Source organism: Agromyces sp. NPDC058126 (assembly GCF_042884595.1).
GTDB lineage: Bacteria > Actinomycetota > Actinomycetes > Actinomycetales > Microbacteriaceae > Agromyces.
This window is the reverse complement of record NZ_JBHVTS010000007.1, coordinates 62,052-80,362: the sequence shown is the minus strand read 5'-3', so window position 1 is coordinate 80,362 and position 18,311 is coordinate 62,052. Positions and strand designations below refer to the sequence as shown.

The 18,311-nt window shown below is 70.4% G+C and carries 13 protein-coding genes; 11 read left to right on the top strand and 2 right to left on the bottom strand.

Annotation, left to right across the window (positions count from 1 at the left end):
* The first annotated feature begins 37 nt into the window (after positions 1-37).
* From ACFVTR_RS18210 to ACFVTR_RS18175, 8 genes are all read left to right on the top strand, one after another.
* Positions 38-1,351, top strand: a complete 1,314-nt coding sequence (locus ACFVTR_RS18210) for an ABC transporter substrate-binding protein (protein ID WP_387039616.1) — start codon at positions 38-40, stop codon at positions 1,349-1,351.
* Between the two features lie 57 nt (positions 1,352-1,408).
* The gene (locus ACFVTR_RS18205) at positions 1,409-2,341 is read left to right on the top strand and encodes a carbohydrate ABC transporter permease (RefSeq protein ID WP_387039615.1); all 933 of its coding nucleotides are present in this window, start codon (positions 1,409-1,411) and stop codon (positions 2,339-2,341) included.
* A 56-nt stretch (positions 2,342-2,397) separates the two neighbouring features.
* Complete coding sequence (locus ACFVTR_RS18200; protein WP_387039759.1) at positions 2,398-3,237, top strand: carbohydrate ABC transporter permease; 840 nt, start codon at positions 2,398-2,400, stop codon at positions 3,235-3,237.
* A 66-nt stretch (positions 3,238-3,303) separates the two neighbouring features.
* Entirely contained in the window at positions 3,304-5,355 is a 2,052-nt protein-coding gene (locus ACFVTR_RS18195; RefSeq protein WP_387039613.1) for a bifunctional aldolase/short-chain dehydrogenase, read from the top strand.
* A complete protein-coding gene (locus ACFVTR_RS18190) occupies positions 5,352-6,848 on the top strand; it encodes a rhamnulokinase family protein (protein WP_387039612.1) in 1,497 nt (498 codons plus the stop codon). Before ACFVTR_RS18195 ends, ACFVTR_RS18190 begins: the two co-directional genes overlap by 4 nt.
* Before the next feature lie 4 nt (positions 6,849-6,852).
* Complete coding sequence (locus ACFVTR_RS18185) at positions 6,853-7,710, top strand: inositol monophosphatase family protein (RefSeq protein ID WP_387039610.1); 858 nt, start codon at positions 6,853-6,855, stop codon at positions 7,708-7,710.
* 192 nt (positions 7,711-7,902) lie between these two features.
* Positions 7,903-9,858, top strand: a complete 1,956-nt coding sequence (locus tag ACFVTR_RS18180; protein ID WP_387039608.1) for a peptidoglycan DD-metalloendopeptidase family protein — start codon at positions 7,903-7,905, stop codon at positions 9,856-9,858.
* A 296-nt stretch (positions 9,859-10,154) separates the two neighbouring features.
* Complete coding sequence (locus ACFVTR_RS18175; RefSeq protein ID WP_387039607.1) at positions 10,155-11,144, top strand: endonuclease domain-containing protein; 990 nt, start codon at positions 10,155-10,157, stop codon at positions 11,142-11,144.
* A gap of 217 nt (positions 11,145-11,361) precedes the next feature.
* Here ACFVTR_RS18175 and ACFVTR_RS18170 read toward each other — a convergent pair whose 3' ends face one another.
* On the bottom strand, positions 11,362-13,020 hold the full coding sequence (locus ACFVTR_RS18170) for a glycoside hydrolase family 13 protein (protein ID WP_387039606.1): 1,659 nt from the start codon (positions 13,018-13,020) through the stop codon (positions 11,362-11,364).
* Between the two features lie 241 nt (positions 13,021-13,261).
* Between ACFVTR_RS18170 and ACFVTR_RS18165 the strand changes: the two genes are divergently transcribed.
* From ACFVTR_RS18165 to ACFVTR_RS18155, 3 genes are all read left to right on the top strand, one after another.
* The gene (locus ACFVTR_RS18165) at positions 13,262-14,497 is read left to right on the top strand and encodes an extracellular solute-binding protein (protein WP_387039604.1); all 1,236 of its coding nucleotides are present in this window, start codon (positions 13,262-13,264) and stop codon (positions 14,495-14,497) included.
* A gap of 128 nt (positions 14,498-14,625) precedes the next feature.
* Entirely contained in the window at positions 14,626-16,248 is a 1,623-nt protein-coding gene (locus tag ACFVTR_RS18160; RefSeq protein ID WP_387039602.1) for an ABC transporter permease subunit, read from the top strand.
* Between the two features lie 62 nt (positions 16,249-16,310).
* A complete protein-coding gene (locus ACFVTR_RS18155) occupies positions 16,311-17,234 on the top strand; it encodes a sugar ABC transporter permease (protein WP_387039757.1) in 924 nt (307 codons plus the stop codon).
* A 123-nt stretch (positions 17,235-17,357) separates the two neighbouring features.
* On the opposite strand, the gene ACFVTR_RS18150 is transcribed toward ACFVTR_RS18155, so the two are convergent.
* A complete protein-coding gene (locus ACFVTR_RS18150) occupies positions 17,358-18,269 on the bottom strand; it encodes a hypothetical protein (RefSeq protein WP_387039601.1) in 912 nt (303 codons plus the stop codon).
* Positions 18,270-18,311 lie beyond the last annotated feature (42 nt).

Sequence of the window (18,311 nt, the reverse complement as noted above, 5' to 3'; positions counted from 1 at the left end):
CCACATGCAGTCACCACTACAAGGAGGTAGTCCCCGAATGACTCAGCACACCCCCCGAGCCTGGCTCGTCGGCTCGATCGCGGCACTCGCGCTGCCACTCGCCCTCACCGGTTGTTCCACCGCTTCGGGCGGCAACGCCGACGGAACGGTCGAGATCAGCTTCCTGGTCCCGGTCAGCGGAGACGGCAACACCGAAGCCATCGACGAGTTCGTCGCCGCCTTCGAGGCCGAGAACGACGGCATCACGGTCAAGCTCGAGACGCAGCCGGCCGGCACCGAGGGCGACAACCTCACCAAGACCAAGCTGTCCACCGGCGAGATGGCCGACGTGTTCCTCTACAACTCCGGCGCGCTGCTGCAGGCGCTCAACCCCGACGAGACCCTCACCGACCTGACGGGCGAAGAGTGGGTCGACCGGCTGCAGGACTCGTTCAAGACCGTCGTCTCGGGCGAGAACGGCCTCTACGGCGCACCCTGGGGCACCACCCAGTCCGGCGCGATCCTCTACAGCAAGACGATCTACGAGGAGCTCGGCCTGGAGATCCCGGTCAGCTGGGACGAGTTCGTCGCGAACAACGAGAAGATCAAGGCGGCGGGCAAGGTCCCGGTCGTCCAGACCTACGGTGACACGTTCTCCAGCCAGCTCTTCGTGCTGGGCGACGCGGCCAACGTGCTGGCGGTCGACCCCGACTGGGCCGAGGAGTTCACCGCCGGCAACCGCGAGTTCGCCGACCAGCCGGCACTCGCCGGATTCGAGCACCTCGAGGAGGGCTTCGAGAAGGGCTGGTGGAACGAGGACTTCGCCTCCGCCAAGCTCGACGAGGGCATGCGCCGACTCGCGCTCGGCGAGGTCGCGCACTACCCGATGCTGACCGGCGCGGCGCCGATCCTGGAGCAGAACACCCCCGAGAACGTCGACGACGTCGGCCTGTTCGCCGTCCCCGCCGCCGACGGGGACGACACCTCGCTCGCGGTGTGGATGCCCAACGCGGTCTACATCCCGAAGACCACCCAGGGTGCCGAGCTCGAGGCAGCCAAGAAGCTCGTCGCCTTCGTCAACAGCCCGACCGGCTGCGAACTGCAGAACAAGGGATCGCTCGCCGGCCCCTACGCCATCGACGGATGCGAGCTTCCCGACGACGTGCCGCAGCTGATCAAGGACATGGAGCCGTACTTCGAGAGCGGCGAGAACGCTCCCGCCCTCGAGTTCCTCTCGCCGATCAAGGGCCCGAACCTCGAGAACATCCTGGTCGAGGTCGGTTCGGGCATCCGCTCCGCGAAGGACGGTGCCGCCCTCTACGACGAGGATGTCATCAAGCAAGCACAGCAGCTCGGCCTGTCCGGCTGGTGATCTGAACGAGGGGGGCGCACGCCGAGCGTGCGCCCCCCTCACCTCCGAAGGAGCCTCATGACCGCAACCCGAGTGGAGGACCGGCCGATGGTCGCCGGACTCCCAGCCCGCGCCGTTCCGCGGGCCCGAAGCACCATCGCCGGAATGTACCCGCGCTGGTTCTACGTCCCCGCGGGCGTGCTCTACGTCGTCCTGTTCGCCGTGCCGACGTTCGCGTCGTTCTACTTCGCACTCACTCGTTGGACACTGTTCGACGTCGAGTTCATCGGGCTGCAGAACTTCGTCACCTTCTTCAACGAGCCCATGCTGCTGCAGGGCTTCACCAACACCTTCGTCTACGGCTTCGTGACCTCGGCCCTCAAGGTCGTCCTCGGTCTCGCCCTCGCCCTGCTGCTCAGCGGGCCGATCATCGGGCGCGGCTTCCTGCGCGCGACCGTCTTCTTCCCGGTGCTGGTCTCGACGATCGGCATCGGCATCACCTTCAAGGTGCTGATGGACCCGTTCGACGGGGTCATCAACAACGTGCTCGCGACGGTCGGCATCGATGGGCCCGCATGGCTCACCGATCCGAAGTGGGCGTTGCTGTCGGTCGCCCTGGTCGACGTGTGGAAGGGCGTCGGCATCGCGACGCTCATCTTCATCGCCGGGCTCGTCGCCATCCCGCAGGAGTACTACGAGGCCGCCAAGGTCGACGGGGCCTCCGCGTGGCAGCGGTTCCGCGCCATCACCCTCCCGCTCGTCCGACCCGCGATGGCCACCGTCATCCTGCTGTCGCTCATCGGCGGCCTGCGTTCGTTCGACCTCATCTGGGCCATGACCAAGGGCGGTCCGGGTTTCACGAGCGACGTCATCGGTTCGGTGATCTACAAGCAGTACCAGGCCGGCTTCTACGGGCTCTCCACCGCCGGCAACGTCGTCCTGTTCGTCGTCGTCACGCTCATCGTCGTGCCGGTGTTCTGGCTCGCCAACCGCAAGCAGGTGGAAGCATGACCGACCTCGACACCAGGGCGATCGTCGCGCCCACGGGCAGCCGCGACCGCCGGCGCATGACGCCGCGGCGCTTCGTCCGCACCTACCTGGGCGGCCTCGTCGCGATCGCCGCTGCCACCGTCGTGTTCATCGTCCCCTTCGCCTTCATCGCCCTGACGGCGGTCAAGAGCCCCAAGGAGGCGTCGCTGCTCGACTTCTCACTGCCGGTCGAGGGCTGGTTCGCGGTCGAGAACTTCCTGGAGGTCATCCAGAAGCGAGACTTCATGCTGCTGCGCGCGTTCGTGAACAGCACGCTGCTGACGGTCGTGAGCGTCGCGATCATGGTCGTGCTCGCGGCGATGGTCGGCTACGTCCTGCAGCGGCGCAAGTCGCGGTGGAACGGGCTCATCAACTTCTTCGTGTTCGCCGGGCTGATCGTGCCGCCGGCGCTGGTGCCGACGATCTGGACGCTGCAGGCCCTCGGGCTGTTCAAGACGATGATCGGCTACGTGCTGCTGACGGCCACGTTCGGGCTCTCGTTCTGCATCCTGCTCTTCCGCGCCTTCGTGTCGACGATCCCCCGAGAGCTCGACGAGGCGGCGATCATCGATGGCGCGAGCCCGCTCCGGCTCTTCTTCGGCGTGATCCTGCCGCTCCTCAAGCCCGTCGTCGTCACCGTGATCGTCGTGCAGTCCGTCGCCGTCTTCAACGACTTCGCCGGGCCGCTGTACTTCCTCCCGGGCGACAACAACGCGACCGTCCAGCTCACGCTGTACAACTTCCAGTCGCAGCTCTCGAGCCAGTGGAACCTCCTGTTCATGGACATCCTGCTGATCACGATCCCCCCGCTCGTGCTGTTCATCTTCTTCAACCGGCAGATCGTCGCAGGCATGACCAGCGGCGCCGTCAAGGGCTGAGCCCTCCGCCGCGTCACCACCGACACACCGATCAGACTCACCACGAGTCGGACCCGAGGAACCACCATGACGAACCCCGTAGCCGCCGAGCTCATCGCGCGGTCGAACCGGCTCGGCGCCGATCCGAGGAACACGAACTACGCCGGCGGCAACACCTCGGCGAAGGGCACCGACACCGACCCGGTCACCGGTGAACCCGTCGAGCTCCTCTGGGTCAAGGGCTCGGGAGGCGACCTCGGCACCCTCACCGAACCGGGCCTCGCGGTGCTGCGGCTCGACCGCATGCGGGCCCTCGTCGGCGTCCACCCCGGCGTCGACCGCGAAGACGAGATGGTCGCCGCGTTCGACTACTGCCTGCACGGCAAGGGCGGCGCGGCCCCGTCGATCGACACCGCCATGCACGGCCTCGTCGATGCGGCGCACGTCGACCACCTGCATCCCGACTCGGGCATCGCGATCGCGACGGCCGCCGACGGCGAGGCGCTGACGGCGAAGGTCTTCACCGACACCGCGGGCGTGCAGAAGGTCGTGTGGGTGCCTTGGCGACGGCCCGGGTTCCAGCTCGGGCTCGACATCGCCGAGATCAAGGCCGCGAACCCGCAGGCGATCGGCTGCATCCTCGGCGGCCACGGCATCACGGCATGGGGCGACACCTCCGACGAGGCCGAGGCGAACTCGCTCCGGATCATCGACACCGCGGCCGCCTACCTCGCCGAGCACGGCGACGCCCAGCCCTTCGGCGGCGTTCGGCCCGGCTACGAAGCACTGCCCGAGGCAGAGCGCCGCGAGCGCGCCGTCGCGCTCGCGGCGACGATCCGCGGCATCGCCTCGCACGACAAGGCGATGGTCGGCCACTTCACCGACGCCGACGTCGTGCTCGACTTCCTCGCGAGCGAGAAGGCGCCCGCGCTCGCTGCGCTCGGCACGAGCTGCCCCGACCACTTCCTGCGAACGAAGGTCAAGCCGCTCATCCTCGACCTGCCGGCGACGGCGACGGCCGACGAGCAGCTCGCCCGCCTGCACGAGCTGCACGCCGAGTACCGTGCCGACTACCAGGCCTACTACGACGCCCACGCGACGGCCGACAGCCCCGCGATCCGCGGCGCCGACCCCCTCATCGTGCTCGTGCCCGGCGTCGGCATGTTCTCGTACGGCGCGAACAAGCAGACCGCGCGCGTGGCCGGCGAGTTCTACGTCAACGCGATCAACGTCATGCGCGGGGCCGAGTCGGTCTCGACGTACGCCCCCATCTCCGACGCCGAGAAGTTCCGCATCGAGTACTGGGCGCTCGAGGAGGCCAAGCTCCAGCGGATGCCGAAGCCCAAGACCCACCAGGGCCGCATCGCCTTCGTCACCGGCGCCGCGAGCGGCATCGGCAAGGCCATCGCGACCCGGCTCGCCGCCGAGGGCGCCTGCGTCGTCGTCGCCGACCTCGACCTCGAGAAGGCGCAGGTCGCCGCAGCCGAGCTCGGCACGACCGACGTCGCGATCGGCGTGGCCGCGAACGTCGCGGACGCCGCCGCCGTGCAGGCCGCACTCGACGAGGCGGTGCTCGCCTTCGGCGGCGTCGACCTCGTCGTGAACAACGCGGGCCTCTCGCTCTCGAAGCCGCTGCTCGAGACCACCGAGGCCGACTGGAACCTCCAGCACGACGTCATGGCCAAGGGCTCGTTCCTCGTCTCGAAGGCCGCCGCGCGGGTGCTCATCGACCAGCGACTCGGCGGCGACATCATCTACATCTCCTCCAAGAACTCGGTGTTCGCGGGCCCCAACAACATCGCCTACTCGGCGACGAAGGCCGACCAGGCCCACCAGGTGCGGTTGCTCGCCGTCGAGCTCGGCGAGCACGGCGTGCGGGTCAACGGCATCAACCCCGACGGCGTCGTGCGCGGCTCGGGCATCTTCGCCTCCGGCTGGGGTGCGAACCGCGCCGCCACCTACGGCGTCGACGAACAGGACCTCGGCCAGTTCTACGCGAACCGCACGATCCTCAAGCGCGAGGTCGTGCCGGAGAACGTCGCCGACGCGGTGTACGTGCTCACCGGCCCCGAACTCAGCCGCACCACCGGACTGCACATCCCCGTCGACTCCGGCGTCGCCGCCGCGTTCCTGCGATGACCGGGCGCTCGTCGCACGCGGGCGCCGTCGCCGCGGTCGACCTCGGGGCGACGAGCGGGCGGGTCGTCGTCGGGCGCGTCGACCAGTCGGCCGGGCGGCTCGAGCTCGAGCAGCTCGCGCGGTTCCCGAACGGGGCGGTGCGCCTCGCGTCCGGACTCCACTGGGACTTCACGGGCATGTACCGCGACCTGTCGCAGGGGCTCGCCGAGGCGTTCCGCCGTGAGCCAGGCATCGCCTCGATCGGCGTCGACGCCTGGGCGGTCGACTACGGGCTGCTCCGCGACGGGCGCCTGCTCGGCGAGCCGTTCCACTACCGCGATGAGCGCACTGCGCGGGCGGTCGACGGCGTGCACGCGGTGGTGCCGTTCGAAGAGCTCTACCGCCGCAACGGGCTGCAGTTCCTGCCGTTCAACACGCTCTACCAGCTCGCGGCCGAGCAGGCGTCGGGATGCCTCGGGCTCGCCGACACCCTCCTGCTGATCCCCGACCTCGTCGCCTTCCAGCTCACCGGCGCGAGGGTCGCCGAGCGCACGAACGCCTCGACCACGGGACTCGTCGGTCTCGCCGACGGCGACTGGGACGCCGAGCTCCTCGCGCGGCTCGGGCTCGGGGCATCCCTGCTGCCCCCGCTCGTCTCGCCCGGCGAGACGGTCGGGCGACTGCGCGCCGACATCGCCGCCGAGCTCGGTGCGCCCGGGGACACCCCGGTCGTCGCGGTCGGATCGCACGACACCGCGTCGGCCATCGTCGCCGTGCCGATGGATGCCGGCTCGGCCGCGTACATCTCGTGCGGCACGTGGGGCCTCGTCGGCGTCGAGCTCGAACGACCGGTGACGAGCGATGCGGCGCGTGCCGCGAACTTCACGAACGAGGGCGGTGTCGACGGGCGGGTGCGGTTCCTGCACAACGTCATGGGGCTGTGGCTGCTCAGCGAGTCGGTGCGGTGGTGGGAGCGCGACGGCACGCAGGTGGTGCTGGGCGAGCTGCTGGATGCCGCGGCCGCCGTCGAGTTCCCGGTGGCCGTGTTCGACGCGAACGACCCGCGGTTCATGGCTCCGGGCGACCTGCCCGGGCGCATCGCCGAGTGGTGCGCCGAGCACGGCGTCGCCGCCCCGCAGAGCCGCGCCGAGTTCGCCCGGTCGATCATCGAGAGCCTCGCGCAGGCCTTCGCCGACGCGGTCCGCGCGGCGTCGACGCTGTCGGGGGTGGACGTGTCGACCATCCACGTCGTCGGTGGCGGGGCGCTCAACGCGCTGCTGTGCCGGCGCACCGCCGATCGGGCGGGGCTGCCCGTGCTCGCCGGCCCGGTCGAGGCGACCGCGATCGGCAACGTGCTCGTGCAGGCCCGTGCGCAGGGGTTCGCCTCAGGCGACCTCGAGTCGCTGCGCGCGCTCGTCGCGCGGTGTTTCGCCCCGGTGCGCTACGAGCCGGGGGGCTCACGGCGCGATCGGGACGGGGCGTCGTGCGGCCGACGGCGGGCCGCGCTAGCTTGAGGGCATGACCGGGCACGTGGCATCCGTGGACCTCGTTGAACTGCTCGCGCTCGCGCGCGGCATCGCCGTACAGGCCGCGGAGTTCGCGGCCCGGGCCCGTCGCGCGGGCGTCGAGGTCGCCGCGACCAAGTCCACGCCGACCGACATCGTCACGGCGACCGATCGCGACACCGAGGCGCTCATCCGCGAGCGCATCCTCGCCGCGCGCCCAGACGACGGCATCCTCGGCGAGGAGGACGCCGAGCGCATCGGCACGAGCGCGCTCACCTGGGTCGTCGACCCGATCGACGGCACCGTGAACTTCCTCTACGGGCTGCCGAGCTGGGCCGTGAGCATCGCCGTCGTCGAGGGACCCGCTGAGCCGTCGAGTTGGCACGCCCTCGTCGGCGTCGTCGTGAACGCGTCGACGGGCGAGGTGTTCGAGGCGAGCGCCGGCGGGGGAGCGCGGCTGCGTGCGGGGGAGGGCGCGGGCGCGGTCGGCGCATCGCAGGCGCTGCAGGTCAACACCGGTGTGCCGCTCGGCCACGCGCTGGTCGGCACCGGGTTCGGGTACGCGGCCGAGCGTCGGCGCGAGCAGGCCGAAGTGCTGCTCGCGGTGCTCCCGCAGGTGCGCGACGTCCGACGCAACGGCTCGGCGGCACTCGAGATGTGCGCCCTTGCTGCCGGTCGGCTCGATGCCTTCTACGAGCGCGGACTGGCGCCGTGGGATCACGCCGCCGGTGCGCTCATCGCCCGTGAGGCCGGTGCGCTGGTCGGCGGCGCGCGCGGCGGCCGCGAGAGCGACGAACTCGTCGTCGCCGCCGCGCCCGGCCTCTACGAGGAGCTCGTCGCCGCGCTCGCCGCCGCCGGAGCAGGAGCCTGAAACCCGCGATGCCCGGGATGACGCGGAACACGGCCGTTCTTCGACCGTTCGCGCGACGGATCCCGCGGTTTCGCGTGGCGTTCACCGCTGATTCCGGGTAGTCTTTACCAACCTGTTATCTCGTCGCGCGCCGCCGAGATGAGCACCTCCTTCGACCGAACTCTCGCCCCCGACGCCGAAAGCCCCCTACACGTGCTCGAGTCCCCCCTCGTGCCCGACGGATCAACGCCAGGCACCCGCGCTGAAGTGCGGCCCGAGCGACCCCTGACCCGTCGTGAGCTGCGCGAACGCGAGACCGAGGCGGCACGGCTGGCAGCGTCGGCGAACGAAGGCATTCAGGCCCCCGCGCAGTTCACCGGGGCGGATGCCGCGGCGCCGGCCCCGTGGGTGCAGCAGCAGTCGCACGCGCCGATGCCGCAGGCGCAGAGCCGGCCCGCCTGGCCGACCCAACCGACCGCCGCCGTCGCGAGCGAGACTGCCGTGCAGCCGCAGGTCGCACAGCCGGCGCCGGCGCGATACGCCTCGGCTCAGCCCGCGGCCACGTCGGCTCAGCCCGCGGCGACCTCGCGGCCGGTCCATCCCAGCTTCGACGAGTTGTTCTCGGGCGTGAACGCCCCGACCTCGTCTCACGTCGCCGAAGCCCAGCCGACGCGTCGCCGCTCCACCCCCGCAACGCCCATCGAGGCCGAGCCGATCGACCACCCGGTCGCCCGTCGCTCGGCCTCCGTCATGTCCGCCGCGGCCGAGCCCGCCGAGCGGCCCGTCGCGGTGAGGCCCCAGCCCGCGCCCGCGACATCCGAGCCTGCCGGGTTCGACGACCTCTTCGCCGGGCTCGGCGATGACGACGCCGACGACCTCGCCGACACCGGCCGCCGATCGGGCCGGGCCGACCGCAGCGCCCGCGGCGATCGCAAGGCCGAGAAGCAGGCCAAGGCCGGCAAGGGCCGATTCGGCGCCAAGGCGCGTCCCGAGGTCCACGGAGTGCGCCGCGGTGCCGCCTCCGCGGCTGCTCCTGCCGCTGCAGCAGCTCCCGCGTCCTCCGCCGCTCCGCTCGCCGGCGGAGCCGCCACCGCGGCCGCCGCGGCGACCGCGTCGGCCGACTTCGCCTCGCTCATCGCCGGAGCCGCCGCCGGACCGCGTACCGAGCCGGTCGTCGTGCAGATTCCCCGGCCCGACGTGCTCGCCGCGTCGACCGAGATCCCCCTCGCCCCCCGCGGCGCCGTCGGGCAGAGCGACGAGCTCGCCGCGATGATCGCCGCCGCCGGTGCCGAGGCCGACGCCTTCACCGCCGATCGCCGCCCGCGCGACAACGGCCCCGAGTCGCACCCCGCGGCATCCGCCCGCCGTGCGTCCGGCGCGTCGCGCGCCACCGGCCGTCAGGCCGCGGTCGGCGCCCGCCCCGCGGCATCCGCCTCGCAGCCGGCGCGGCCGGCCCAGCGTCGTAATCGCACCCGCAGCATCGCCAGCGTCGTCGCCATGGGCTTCGCCGCGATGCTCGCCGTCGCCACCTCGGTGCCGTCGCTGTCGTTGCTCACCCCCGCCGAGGTGCAGGCCCTGGCCCTCGAGGGCGCGTCGACGACCACGATCGACGGTCAGCGCGTGCAGATCAACGACGGCGTGCTCGCCCAGGGCGTGCAGAGCGAGGGGTACAAGACCCAGACCATCGAGGAGTACGCCGAGGCCGCGGGCATCCGCGCCGAGGCGACCTTCACGAACAACCCCGCGGGCACGGTGCAGTGGCCGTTCGCCGTCGGCGTGCACATCGGCGACCAGTTCGGCTACCGCGACTGCGCGGGCTGCTCGAGCGACCACCACGGCCAGGACTTCAACCCGGGCTACGGTGCCGACATCCAGTCGATCGCCGACGGCGTCGTCGTCGAGTCGACCGACTCGGGCGGGTCGCTCGGCACCGTCATCATGATCCAGCACGAGATCGACGGGCAGACCATCGTCAGCGTCTACGCCCACATGATCGAGGGCTCGCGACTCTTCGAGATCGGCGACACCGTCGAGGTCGGCGATGTCATCGGCGAGACCGGCAACACCGGTATGTCGACCGGCCCCCACCTGCACTTCGAGATCCGAATCGGCGGCATGGACGGCGAGTGGGTCGACCCGCTCCAGTGGCTCTACGCCAACACGAACTGACCGGGTTCGCGCGGGCACCGGGCGCGGCGGTCGGCCGTCGGTCGCCGGTGAGTCGGTGTCGGTGCATCGGATTCGGCGTCGGTGTCGCCGTCAGCAGGATCAGCCGTTCGGTACCCCGCTCTGCGACGCAGCTCGCCGGCTGATCCTGTTCAAGCTGGTCGATCCGCGAGACGATGCGGCGCCACGCTGAGCGCGCGACAGATCAGGCGTTCCTCCCCGGGCGGGTGACCGTTGCGGCTCTCCACCGATCACGCCGCTGACCGTGAGGCTCATCGCTCGTCGCGAAGACTCATCGCATGTCGAACGACTCGAGACATGTCGCGCTCTGGATCCGCGGACACGGCGGCGCCGTGCCGCTTCGCAGCCTCGACGCCGCGGGTCTGCGCCGCGAGCAGGTCCAGGCCGCTGTCGCCGAGGAAGCCGTCGTGCGCCTTCGACGGGGCTGGTACTCGGTTCCCGATGCACCCGACGAGGTCGTCCGCGCGGTTCGCGTGGGCGGGGCCGCGACCGCGGCATCCGTCGCCCGAATCGAGGGGCTCTGGGTGCAAGAAGACCCGCAGCTGCACGTGCGGGTGCCTCGGACGGCCTCCCGGCTGAAGTCGCCGCGGGCCCGCACGTGCGGTCGTGCCCAGGTGCCGCTCGATGCGGCGGGCGAGGGGGTCTGTGTGCACTACCGCTCCGACCCGCGGGCCGTCAGCGGACGGGACGGCCTGGCGCTCGCACTCGCCGAGATGCTGCGCTGCTCGACACCCGAAGCTGCGATCGCGACGATCGACTCGGCGCTCGCGCGACGGCTGGTCGGCCTCGATGACGTGCGAGCCGTCGCGAGTCCTGCCTTCCATCGGACACTCGCGCGGTGCGCCGCCGGGTCGGAGTCCGGCCTCGAGACGAGGGTCCGTCTACTGCTGCGCGCCTACAACATCAGGCATCGCACACAGGTCTCGATCCCTGGCGTCGGCCGCGTCGACCTCCTCGTGGGCGACCGGTTAGTCGTCGAGGTCGACGGCGCCCGCTTCCACTCAGGCGTCGCCGAGTTCGAGAACGACCGCCGCCGCGACTTCGAACTCGCGATGCGGGGCTATCGGGTGCTCCGGTTGAGTTACCGCATGGTCATGGAGGAGTGGGCGACGACGAGCCGCGGCATTCTCGCGCTCGTCGAGCGGGGGGAGCACCGGTGGGGTGGAAGATCAGCGCCCTCGTCCGGGATCGGTGTCGCGCTGCGCGGGCTCGACCGGCATGATGACGCTCCGCCGGTCGGGGCGTTCAGCCGCGGATCATCGCACTAGCGCCTGCGACCCCCTTGAACAGGATGAGCGAGTCGGTACGCCCGGTGAGGTGGCCCTCCGGCTGGTCCTGTTCGCGGATGAGCGGCCGTGTGTTGGCGCGAGTGTGCGCGGCATGACCGGGGGGCTTGAGCAGGATGAGCGGGTCAGGACGGCCCGAGACGGGGGCGCTGGCCGGATGGTCCTGCTCAAGCCCGCCTCGAGGCAGCGGCAGCGGCCGCTAGGCGGCGCGCAGCCAGACGGTGGTGTCGCCGGGCAGGGCGGATGCCTCGTCGAGCGGGCCGCTCGTGAGGAGCACCTCGCCCGCCGGCAGTGCCACGGGAGCCGACCCGGTGTTCGCCACGACGACCACGTCGCCGTTGCGGAACGACAGCACCTCGGGGGTCTCGCCCGACAGCCACTCGAGCGAGCCCGAGGCGAGGCCGTGCGTGCGGCGCCCGGCGAGGAGCGACCGGTAGAGCGAGAGCGTCGACGCTGGGTCGTCGCGCTGCACATCGCGAGCGAACGACGCCCACGATGCGGGCTGGGGGAGCCACGCGGCATCCGTGGGACCGAAGCCGTACGACGGGGCCGAGGCCGACCAGGGCAGCGGCACGCGGCATCCGTCGCGACCGTAGCGCTCGCCGTTCGTGCGGAACCACGTCGGGTCCTGGCGGGCGTCGTCCTGCAGGTCGATGACCTCGGGCAGGCCGAGCTCCTCGCCCTGGTACAGGTAGGCCGAGCCGGGCAGGGCGAGCATGAGGGCGGTCGCGGCGCGGGCGCGGCGGAGGCCGGTCCCGGGGTCGCCGAGGCCGGGCGTGCGCGGGCCGACGCCGTGGCCCTGCGGGTTCGGTTCGGTGAGCGCGAGCCGGGTGGCGTGGCGCACGACGTCGTGGTTGGAGAGCACCCAGGTCGAGGGGGCGCCGACGGCCGCGAAGGCGGCGATCGAGTCGTCGATCACCTGGCGGAGCGCGCCCGACTCCCACGGCGTCTCGAGGTAGGCGAAGTTGAAGGCCTGGTGCATCTCGTCGGGGCGCACCCACTGCGCGACGCGGGGGAGCGGGTCGACCCACGCCTCGGCGGCGAGGATGCGCTCGCCCGGGTAGGTGTCGAGCAGCGCGCGCCAGTCGCGGTAGATCTCGTGCACGCCGTCGAGTCCCCAGTAGGGAGCGGGCACGGGCGGCACGTCGTCGAGGCCGGCCGCGCCGCCCATGCTGCCGCCCTCGGCGGGCGGGGTCCAGTCGGGCAGGCCGTCGGCCTTGATCATGCCGTGCGCGACGTCGACCCTGAACCCGTCGACCCCGCGGTCGAGCCAGAAGTGCAGGATGCGTCGGAACTCCTCGCGGACTTCCTCGTTGGTCCAGTCGAAGTCGGGCTGCGACGAGTCGAAGAGGTGCAAGTACCACTGGCCGGGCGTGCCGTCGGGCTCGGTGATGCGAGTCCAGGCGGGGCCGCCGAAGACCGACTCCCAGTTGTTCGGGGGGAGCTCGCCGCTCTCGCCGCGACCGTCGCGGAAGAGGTAGCGGGCGCGCTCGGCACTGCCGGCGGGCGCCGCGAGGGCCGCCTGGAACCAGTCGTGCTGGTCGCTCGAGTGGTTCGGCACGAGGTCGACGATGACGCGGATGCCTCGGGCATGCGCCTCCTCGACCATCGCGTCGAAGTCGGCGAGGGAACCGAAGAGGGGGTCGACGTCGCAGTAGTCGGCGACGTCGTAGCCGGCGTCCTTCTGGGGCGAGGTGAAGAACGGCGAGAGCCAGATCGCGTCGATGCCGAGCTCGGCGAGGTCGGCGAGGCGCGCCGTGATGCCGGCCAGGTCGCCCATGCCGTCGCCGTTCGCATCGGCGAAGGAGCGGGGGTAGATCTGGTAGATCGCGGCAGTGCGCCACCATTCGGAAGTCATGACGGAAACTGTACGACATCTTGATACACCGTGGAAACGCTTACAGGAATCGCAGGATGTTCGATCATCACGAACCGGTATCGATAGAGTTCGGCCGGTTTGGCGTTGAGGGGAAAGCAGGGTATACCTGTAATCGCTTGCAATCGCGAGCGACACAGGGAAGAACGGCCTTTCGGGCGGTGTGCAGTTCGAGCCACCAGGCGAAGGCGCCGATCTCACGCACACTGAGAAGGACACACCAATGAGGGTGAACAGGAAGAGCCTCCTTGCGGCCGGTGCGGTCGCGGTCGTCGCGACGCTCGGTCTCGCCGGTTGCGCCGGTGCCGATGGCAGCTCCGACACGGAGTCGAGCGCGAGCAGCACGCTGACCGTCTGGGTCGACGCCGAGCGCGTCGACGCGCTGAAGGGCGCGGCCAAGGCCTACTCCGACGAGACCGGCGTCGAGGTCAAGCTCGTCGGCAAGGACAACGCCGACATCAAGGACGACTTCATCCAGCAGGTGCCGACGGGCAAGGGCCCCGACATCACCATGGGCGCCCACGACTGGCTCGGCGAGCTCTCGACCAACGGCGTCGTCGCCCCGATCGAGCTCGGCGACTCGGCCGCCGACTACCTCAAGGTGGCCGTCGACGCGTCGACCTACGACGGCACGACCTACATGCTCCCCTACGCGGTCGAGAACATCGCAGTGCTCCGCAACGCCGACCTCGTCCCCGAGGCCGCCACGAGCTTCGACGACATGCTCGCCAAGGGCACCGCGGCCGGCCTCACGCAGCCGTTCGTCGTCGAGCAGGGCGCCGAGGGCAACCCGTACCACCTCTACCCCTTCCAGACCGCGTTCGGCGCCCCCGTCTTCGGCAGCGACGAGAACGGCTACAACGCCGACGACCTCCAGCTCGGCAACGCCGGCGGCGAGGCCTTCGCCACCTGGCTCGGCACGCAGGGCAAGAACGGCACCAAGGCGTTCAACACCGACATCGACGGCGACATCGCGAAGGACAGCTTCCTCACCGGCAAGTCGGCCTTCTGGCTGACCGGCCCGTGGAACGTCGGCGCGGCGGTCGACGCCGGCATCAACGTCGCGATCGACCCGACCCCGAGCCCCACCGGTGAGGCCACCCAGCCGTTCGCCGGCGTCAAGGGCTTCTTCGTCTCGGCCGAGTCGAAGAACAAGGTCGCCGCGAACGACTTCCTCGTGAACTACCTGGGCAGCGAAGAGACGCAGCTCGAGCTGTTCGAGGCCGGCAACATCCTCCCCGCGAACTCGGCCGCCGCCGAGACCGCCTCGAGCGACCCGATCATCGAGGGCTTCGCCGCCGTCGGCGCCGACGCCGTGCCGATGCCGGCCATCCCCGCCATGGGCAAGGTGTGGCAGTACTGGGGCATCGCCGAGGCCGCCATCATCAACGGTGCCGACCCGGTCGCCACGTGGCAGAAGCTCGCCGCCGACGTGCAGGCCGCGATCGACGCAGGTTGATCCCTCCGGTGGTCGAGTAGCGACGAAGGAACGTATCGGGGCCCGGCGACGGGTCCCGGTGCGTTCGCTTCGCTCGCGGCTCGACCACCGTTGCATCACCGAGCGACGACGATGAGAGAGACAGGCACATGGGCACCGTGATCGAGGAGGACGTCCGAGAGGACGCACCGCCGAAGCAGACGAAGCAGCAGCGTCGCGCTGCGGGCATCGCCGAACAGGCCTCCGGCGGCATCAAGGTGCTGCTGGTCAAGCTGCTGGCGCTCGGCCTCGTCGACGCACTCGCACTGTACGCCGTGTTCGTGCTCGCGCTGCACGAGCAGTGGGTGGTGCTCGTCATCGTCGCCGCCGTGACGGCGCTCGTGAACTGGATCTACTTCTCGCGCCGCAAGCTCCCCGCGAAGTACCTCACGCCCGGGGTGATCTTCCTCGTCGTGTTCCAGGTCTTCGTGCTCCTCTACACCGGGTACATCGCCTTCACGAACTACGGCACGGGCCACAACGGCTCGAAGGAGCAGGCCGTCTCCTCGCTCATGGCCTCCTCGCTCGAGCGGGTCGAGGACTCGCCCGCCTACCCCGTCACCGTCGTCGAGCGCGGCGGCGAGCTGGGCCTGCTCGTCACCGACCCCGAGGGCGACGCCCTCGTCGGCACCAACGAAGAGCCGCTCACCGAGGCATCCGGGGCCGAGTTCGACGGCGACGTCGCCGTCTCGGCCGACGGCTGGAACACGCTGCAGTTCGCCGACGTGCTCGAGCGCACCGACGAGGTCACCGCGCTCGCGGTGCCCGCCTCCGACGACCCGAACGACGGCGCGATCCGCACGCCCGACGGCTCGACCGGCTACCTCTACGTCTCGACGCTCGAGTACGACGAGGCCGCCGGCACCATGACCGACCTCACGACAGGCACGGTCTACTCCGACACCGGCGTCGGGGCGTTCACCGCCGAGGACGGCGAGCAGTTGCTGCCCGGCTGGCAGATCACGGTCGGCTTCGACAACTTCGTTCGCGCCGTCACCGACACGCGACTCGCGGGCCCCCTGCTGTATGTGACCGCCTGGACCTTCGCGTTCGCGATCATCTCGGTCGCGTCGACCTTCTTCCTCGGCCTCTTCCTCGCGATCGTCTTCAACGACATGCGCATGCGGGGCCGCAAGATCTACCGCGTGCTGATGATCCTGCCCTACGCGATCCCGTCGTTCCTCTCGGCGCTCGTCTGGGCGGGCATGATGAACGAGAGCTTCGGCTTCATCAACCAGGTGCTGCTCGGCGGGGCATCCATACCGTGGCTCACCGATCCGCTCCTCGCGAAGGTCTCGATCCTCATCGTGAACCTCTGGCTCGGCTTCCCCTACATGTTCCTCGTGTGCATGGGCGCGCTGCAGTCGATCCCCGACGACATCCAGGAGGCGGCGAAGGTCGACGGCGCGAAGCCGTGGGCGATCTTCCGACTGATCAAGCTGCCGCTGCTGCTCGTCACCGTGGCGCCGCTGCTCATCGCGTCGTTCGCGTTCAACTTCAACAACTTCAACACGATCTACATGCTCACCGACGGCGGGCCGCGCGACGCGAACGCGCCGATCCCGGTCGGGTTCACCGACATCCTGATCACGATGGTCTACAAGGTGGCGTTCACCGGCCAGACGCGTGACTACGGTCTCGCGAGCGCCTACTCGATCATCATCTTCATCGTGGTCGCGGTGATCTCGATCATCGCCTTCCGCCGTACCAAGAGCCTCGAGGAGCTGAACTGATGGCCGCTCGCAAGGTGGTGCCCGGCACGGGCGTGAGTCTCGCCGCCGGCGAGATCGAAGAGATGACGGATGCCTCGACGCGGGCCCATTCCTCGCTGGGCGACGCGCCGATCGTGCTGCCGAAGCGCCCGTTCAACTTCGGCCGCTGGTTCGCGGCGACGGGCTGGCGGCACATCGTCGGCGTCGTGATGGTCGTGTTCTCGCTGTTCCCGATCGTCTTCGTGATCTCGTCGTCGCTGAACCCCAACGGCACGCTGACCGGCTCGAACGCGTTGTTCTCGAAGATCGGGCTCGACAGCTACGTGCGGATCCTCTCCGACCCGCAGGTGCCGTTCGCGACGTGGTTCGCGAACACGATGGTCATCGCCGGCACGACCGCGGTGTGCACCGTGTTCCTCGGGGCGCTCGCCGCGTACTCGTTCTCGCGCATGCGGTTCACGGGCCGCCGGTTCGGGCTCATCTCGATCGTCGTGGTGCAGATGTTCCCGCAGCTGCTGGCCGTGGTCGCGATCTTCCTGCTCATGTCGACCATCGGCGACCTGTTCCCGGCGATCGGCCTGAACACCCACCTCGGCCTGATCATGGTCTACCTCGGCGGCGCGCTCGGCGTGAACACGTACCTCATGTACGGCTTCTTCAACACCGTGCCCGCGTCGATCGATGAGGCCGCCAAGATCGACGGCGCAGGCCACGCGCGCATCTTCTTCACGATCATCCTGCGGCTCGTCGCCCCGATCCTCGCGGTGGTCGCGCTGCTGTCGTTCATCGCCTCGGTGAACGAGTTCGTCGTGGCATCCGTGCTGCTCATCGACACCGAGAAGCAGACGCTCGCCGTCGGCCTCACGAAGCTCGTGTCGAACCCCCGCTACGCCGACTGGAGCGCCTTCTCGGCCGGGGCCGTGATGTCGGCGCTGCCGGTCGTCGCGCTGTTCCTCTTCCTGCAGAAGTACATCGTCGGCGGGCTCACCGCCGGCGCGGTCAAGTAGGGCGCGCGCCTGGAGAGCTTCGTGGACAGGATGAGCCGGCCGGCACCCGCCGCATGCGAGGTGCCGGCCGGCTCATCCTGTCGAAGCGAGGTGGATGCCTCGTGGCCGTCGCCGTTCGGCCCGTCAGTAGTAGCCGAGCTCGTGACCGATGCCGAGGCCGACGACCGCGGCGATCGCGATCACCACACCGCCGATGCCGAAGCCGATGCCGATCGCGGTCGCGCGGTCCATCTTGCGGCGGAGGCGCCGGCCGGCGGGGGCGACCGTGTTCGGCGAGGCGACGCCGGGCGCGCCGATCTCACCGGGAGCGCCGGCTGCGGCGGCCGCGAGGCGCGAGGCCGGCGTCTCGGCACCCGGCACCCGCTCGTCGACGTACAGGTCGGTGCGATCGTGGAACTTCGCACCGACGACCGCGCGGATACGGTCGAATCGCTCCCAGGTCGTGCGCTCGGCCCACGCGAACCCGCCCGGCCTCATCACGATCAACAGGTCGTCGCGCACCTCGACGTCGAGGTCGCCGGTCTCGTCGATCAGCAGGGCCATCAAGTCGGGCGTGAAGACGTAGAGCGCGTCGCGCTCGTAGCCCTTCGGCACGTACAGGCGGAAGTGCCGGTCGAAGTCGCCCTCGAGCGAGAGCCGCTGGTTCTCCTTCGGCGGACGCGCGAGGCTCGACCCGAACAGGCCGTCGTTTCGGCCGGCGTCGAGGATCAGGTTCGGCAGGTACCGCGGCAGCTCGATCGCGAGATAGCCGACGTCGATGCCGCTCAGCGACGTGCTCGACCGCACGCGCGTCGTCACCTTCACGCCCGACTTCGTGAAGCGCACCGATTCGGCGCTGCGGGTGCCGCCGCGCAGGTGCCCCGTCTGCCAGCCGTCGGCGATGACCTGGTCGTGCGCCGTGCCGTTCGACACCTGCTCCCAGAGGCCGTCGCCGAGCGCCGGCGGGTCGCCGACCGCGCGGTGGGCCCAGCCGTTGGCAGCGGCGAAGGCGGCGAGCCCGCCGTCGCGTTCGATCAGCTCGAATCCGGTGGCCACCCTCACTCCCTTCGCGTCGCGGTCGCTGGCGACGCTCCATTC

Bases quoted from the DNA above. Each gene is read 5' to 3' on its own strand.
- ACFVTR_RS18210 (WP_387039616.1), top strand. From the start codon at position 38: ATGACTCAGCACACCCCCCGAGCCTGGCTCGTCGGCTCGATCGCGGCA.
- ACFVTR_RS18205 (WP_387039615.1), top strand. From the start codon at position 1,409: ATGACCGCAACCCGAGTGGAGGACCGGCCGATGGTCGCCGGACTCCCA.
- ACFVTR_RS18200 (WP_387039759.1), top strand. From the start codon at position 2,398: ATGACGCCGCGGCGCTTCGTCCGCACCTACCTGGGCGGCCTCGTCGCG.
- ACFVTR_RS18195 (WP_387039613.1), top strand. From the start codon at position 3,304: ATGACGAACCCCGTAGCCGCCGAGCTCATCGCGCGGTCGAACCGGCTC.
- ACFVTR_RS18190 (WP_387039612.1), top strand. From the start codon at position 5,352: ATGACCGGGCGCTCGTCGCACGCGGGCGCCGTCGCCGCGGTCGACCTC.
- ACFVTR_RS18185 (WP_387039610.1), top strand. From the start codon at position 6,853: ATGACCGGGCACGTGGCATCCGTGGACCTCGTTGAACTGCTCGCGCTC.
- ACFVTR_RS18175 (WP_387039607.1), top strand. From the start codon at position 10,155: ATGTCGAACGACTCGAGACATGTCGCGCTCTGGATCCGCGGACACGGC.
- ACFVTR_RS18170 (WP_387039606.1), bottom strand. From the start codon at position 13,020: ATGACTTCCGAATGGTGGCGCACTGCCGCGATCTACCAGATCTACCCC.
- ACFVTR_RS18165 (WP_387039604.1), top strand. From the start codon at position 13,262: ATGAGGGTGAACAGGAAGAGCCTCCTTGCGGCCGGTGCGGTCGCGGTC.
- ACFVTR_RS18160 (WP_387039602.1), top strand. From the start codon at position 14,626: ATGGGCACCGTGATCGAGGAGGACGTCCGAGAGGACGCACCGCCGAAG.
- ACFVTR_RS18155 (WP_387039757.1), top strand. From the start codon at position 16,311: ATGACGGATGCCTCGACGCGGGCCCATTCCTCGCTGGGCGACGCGCCG.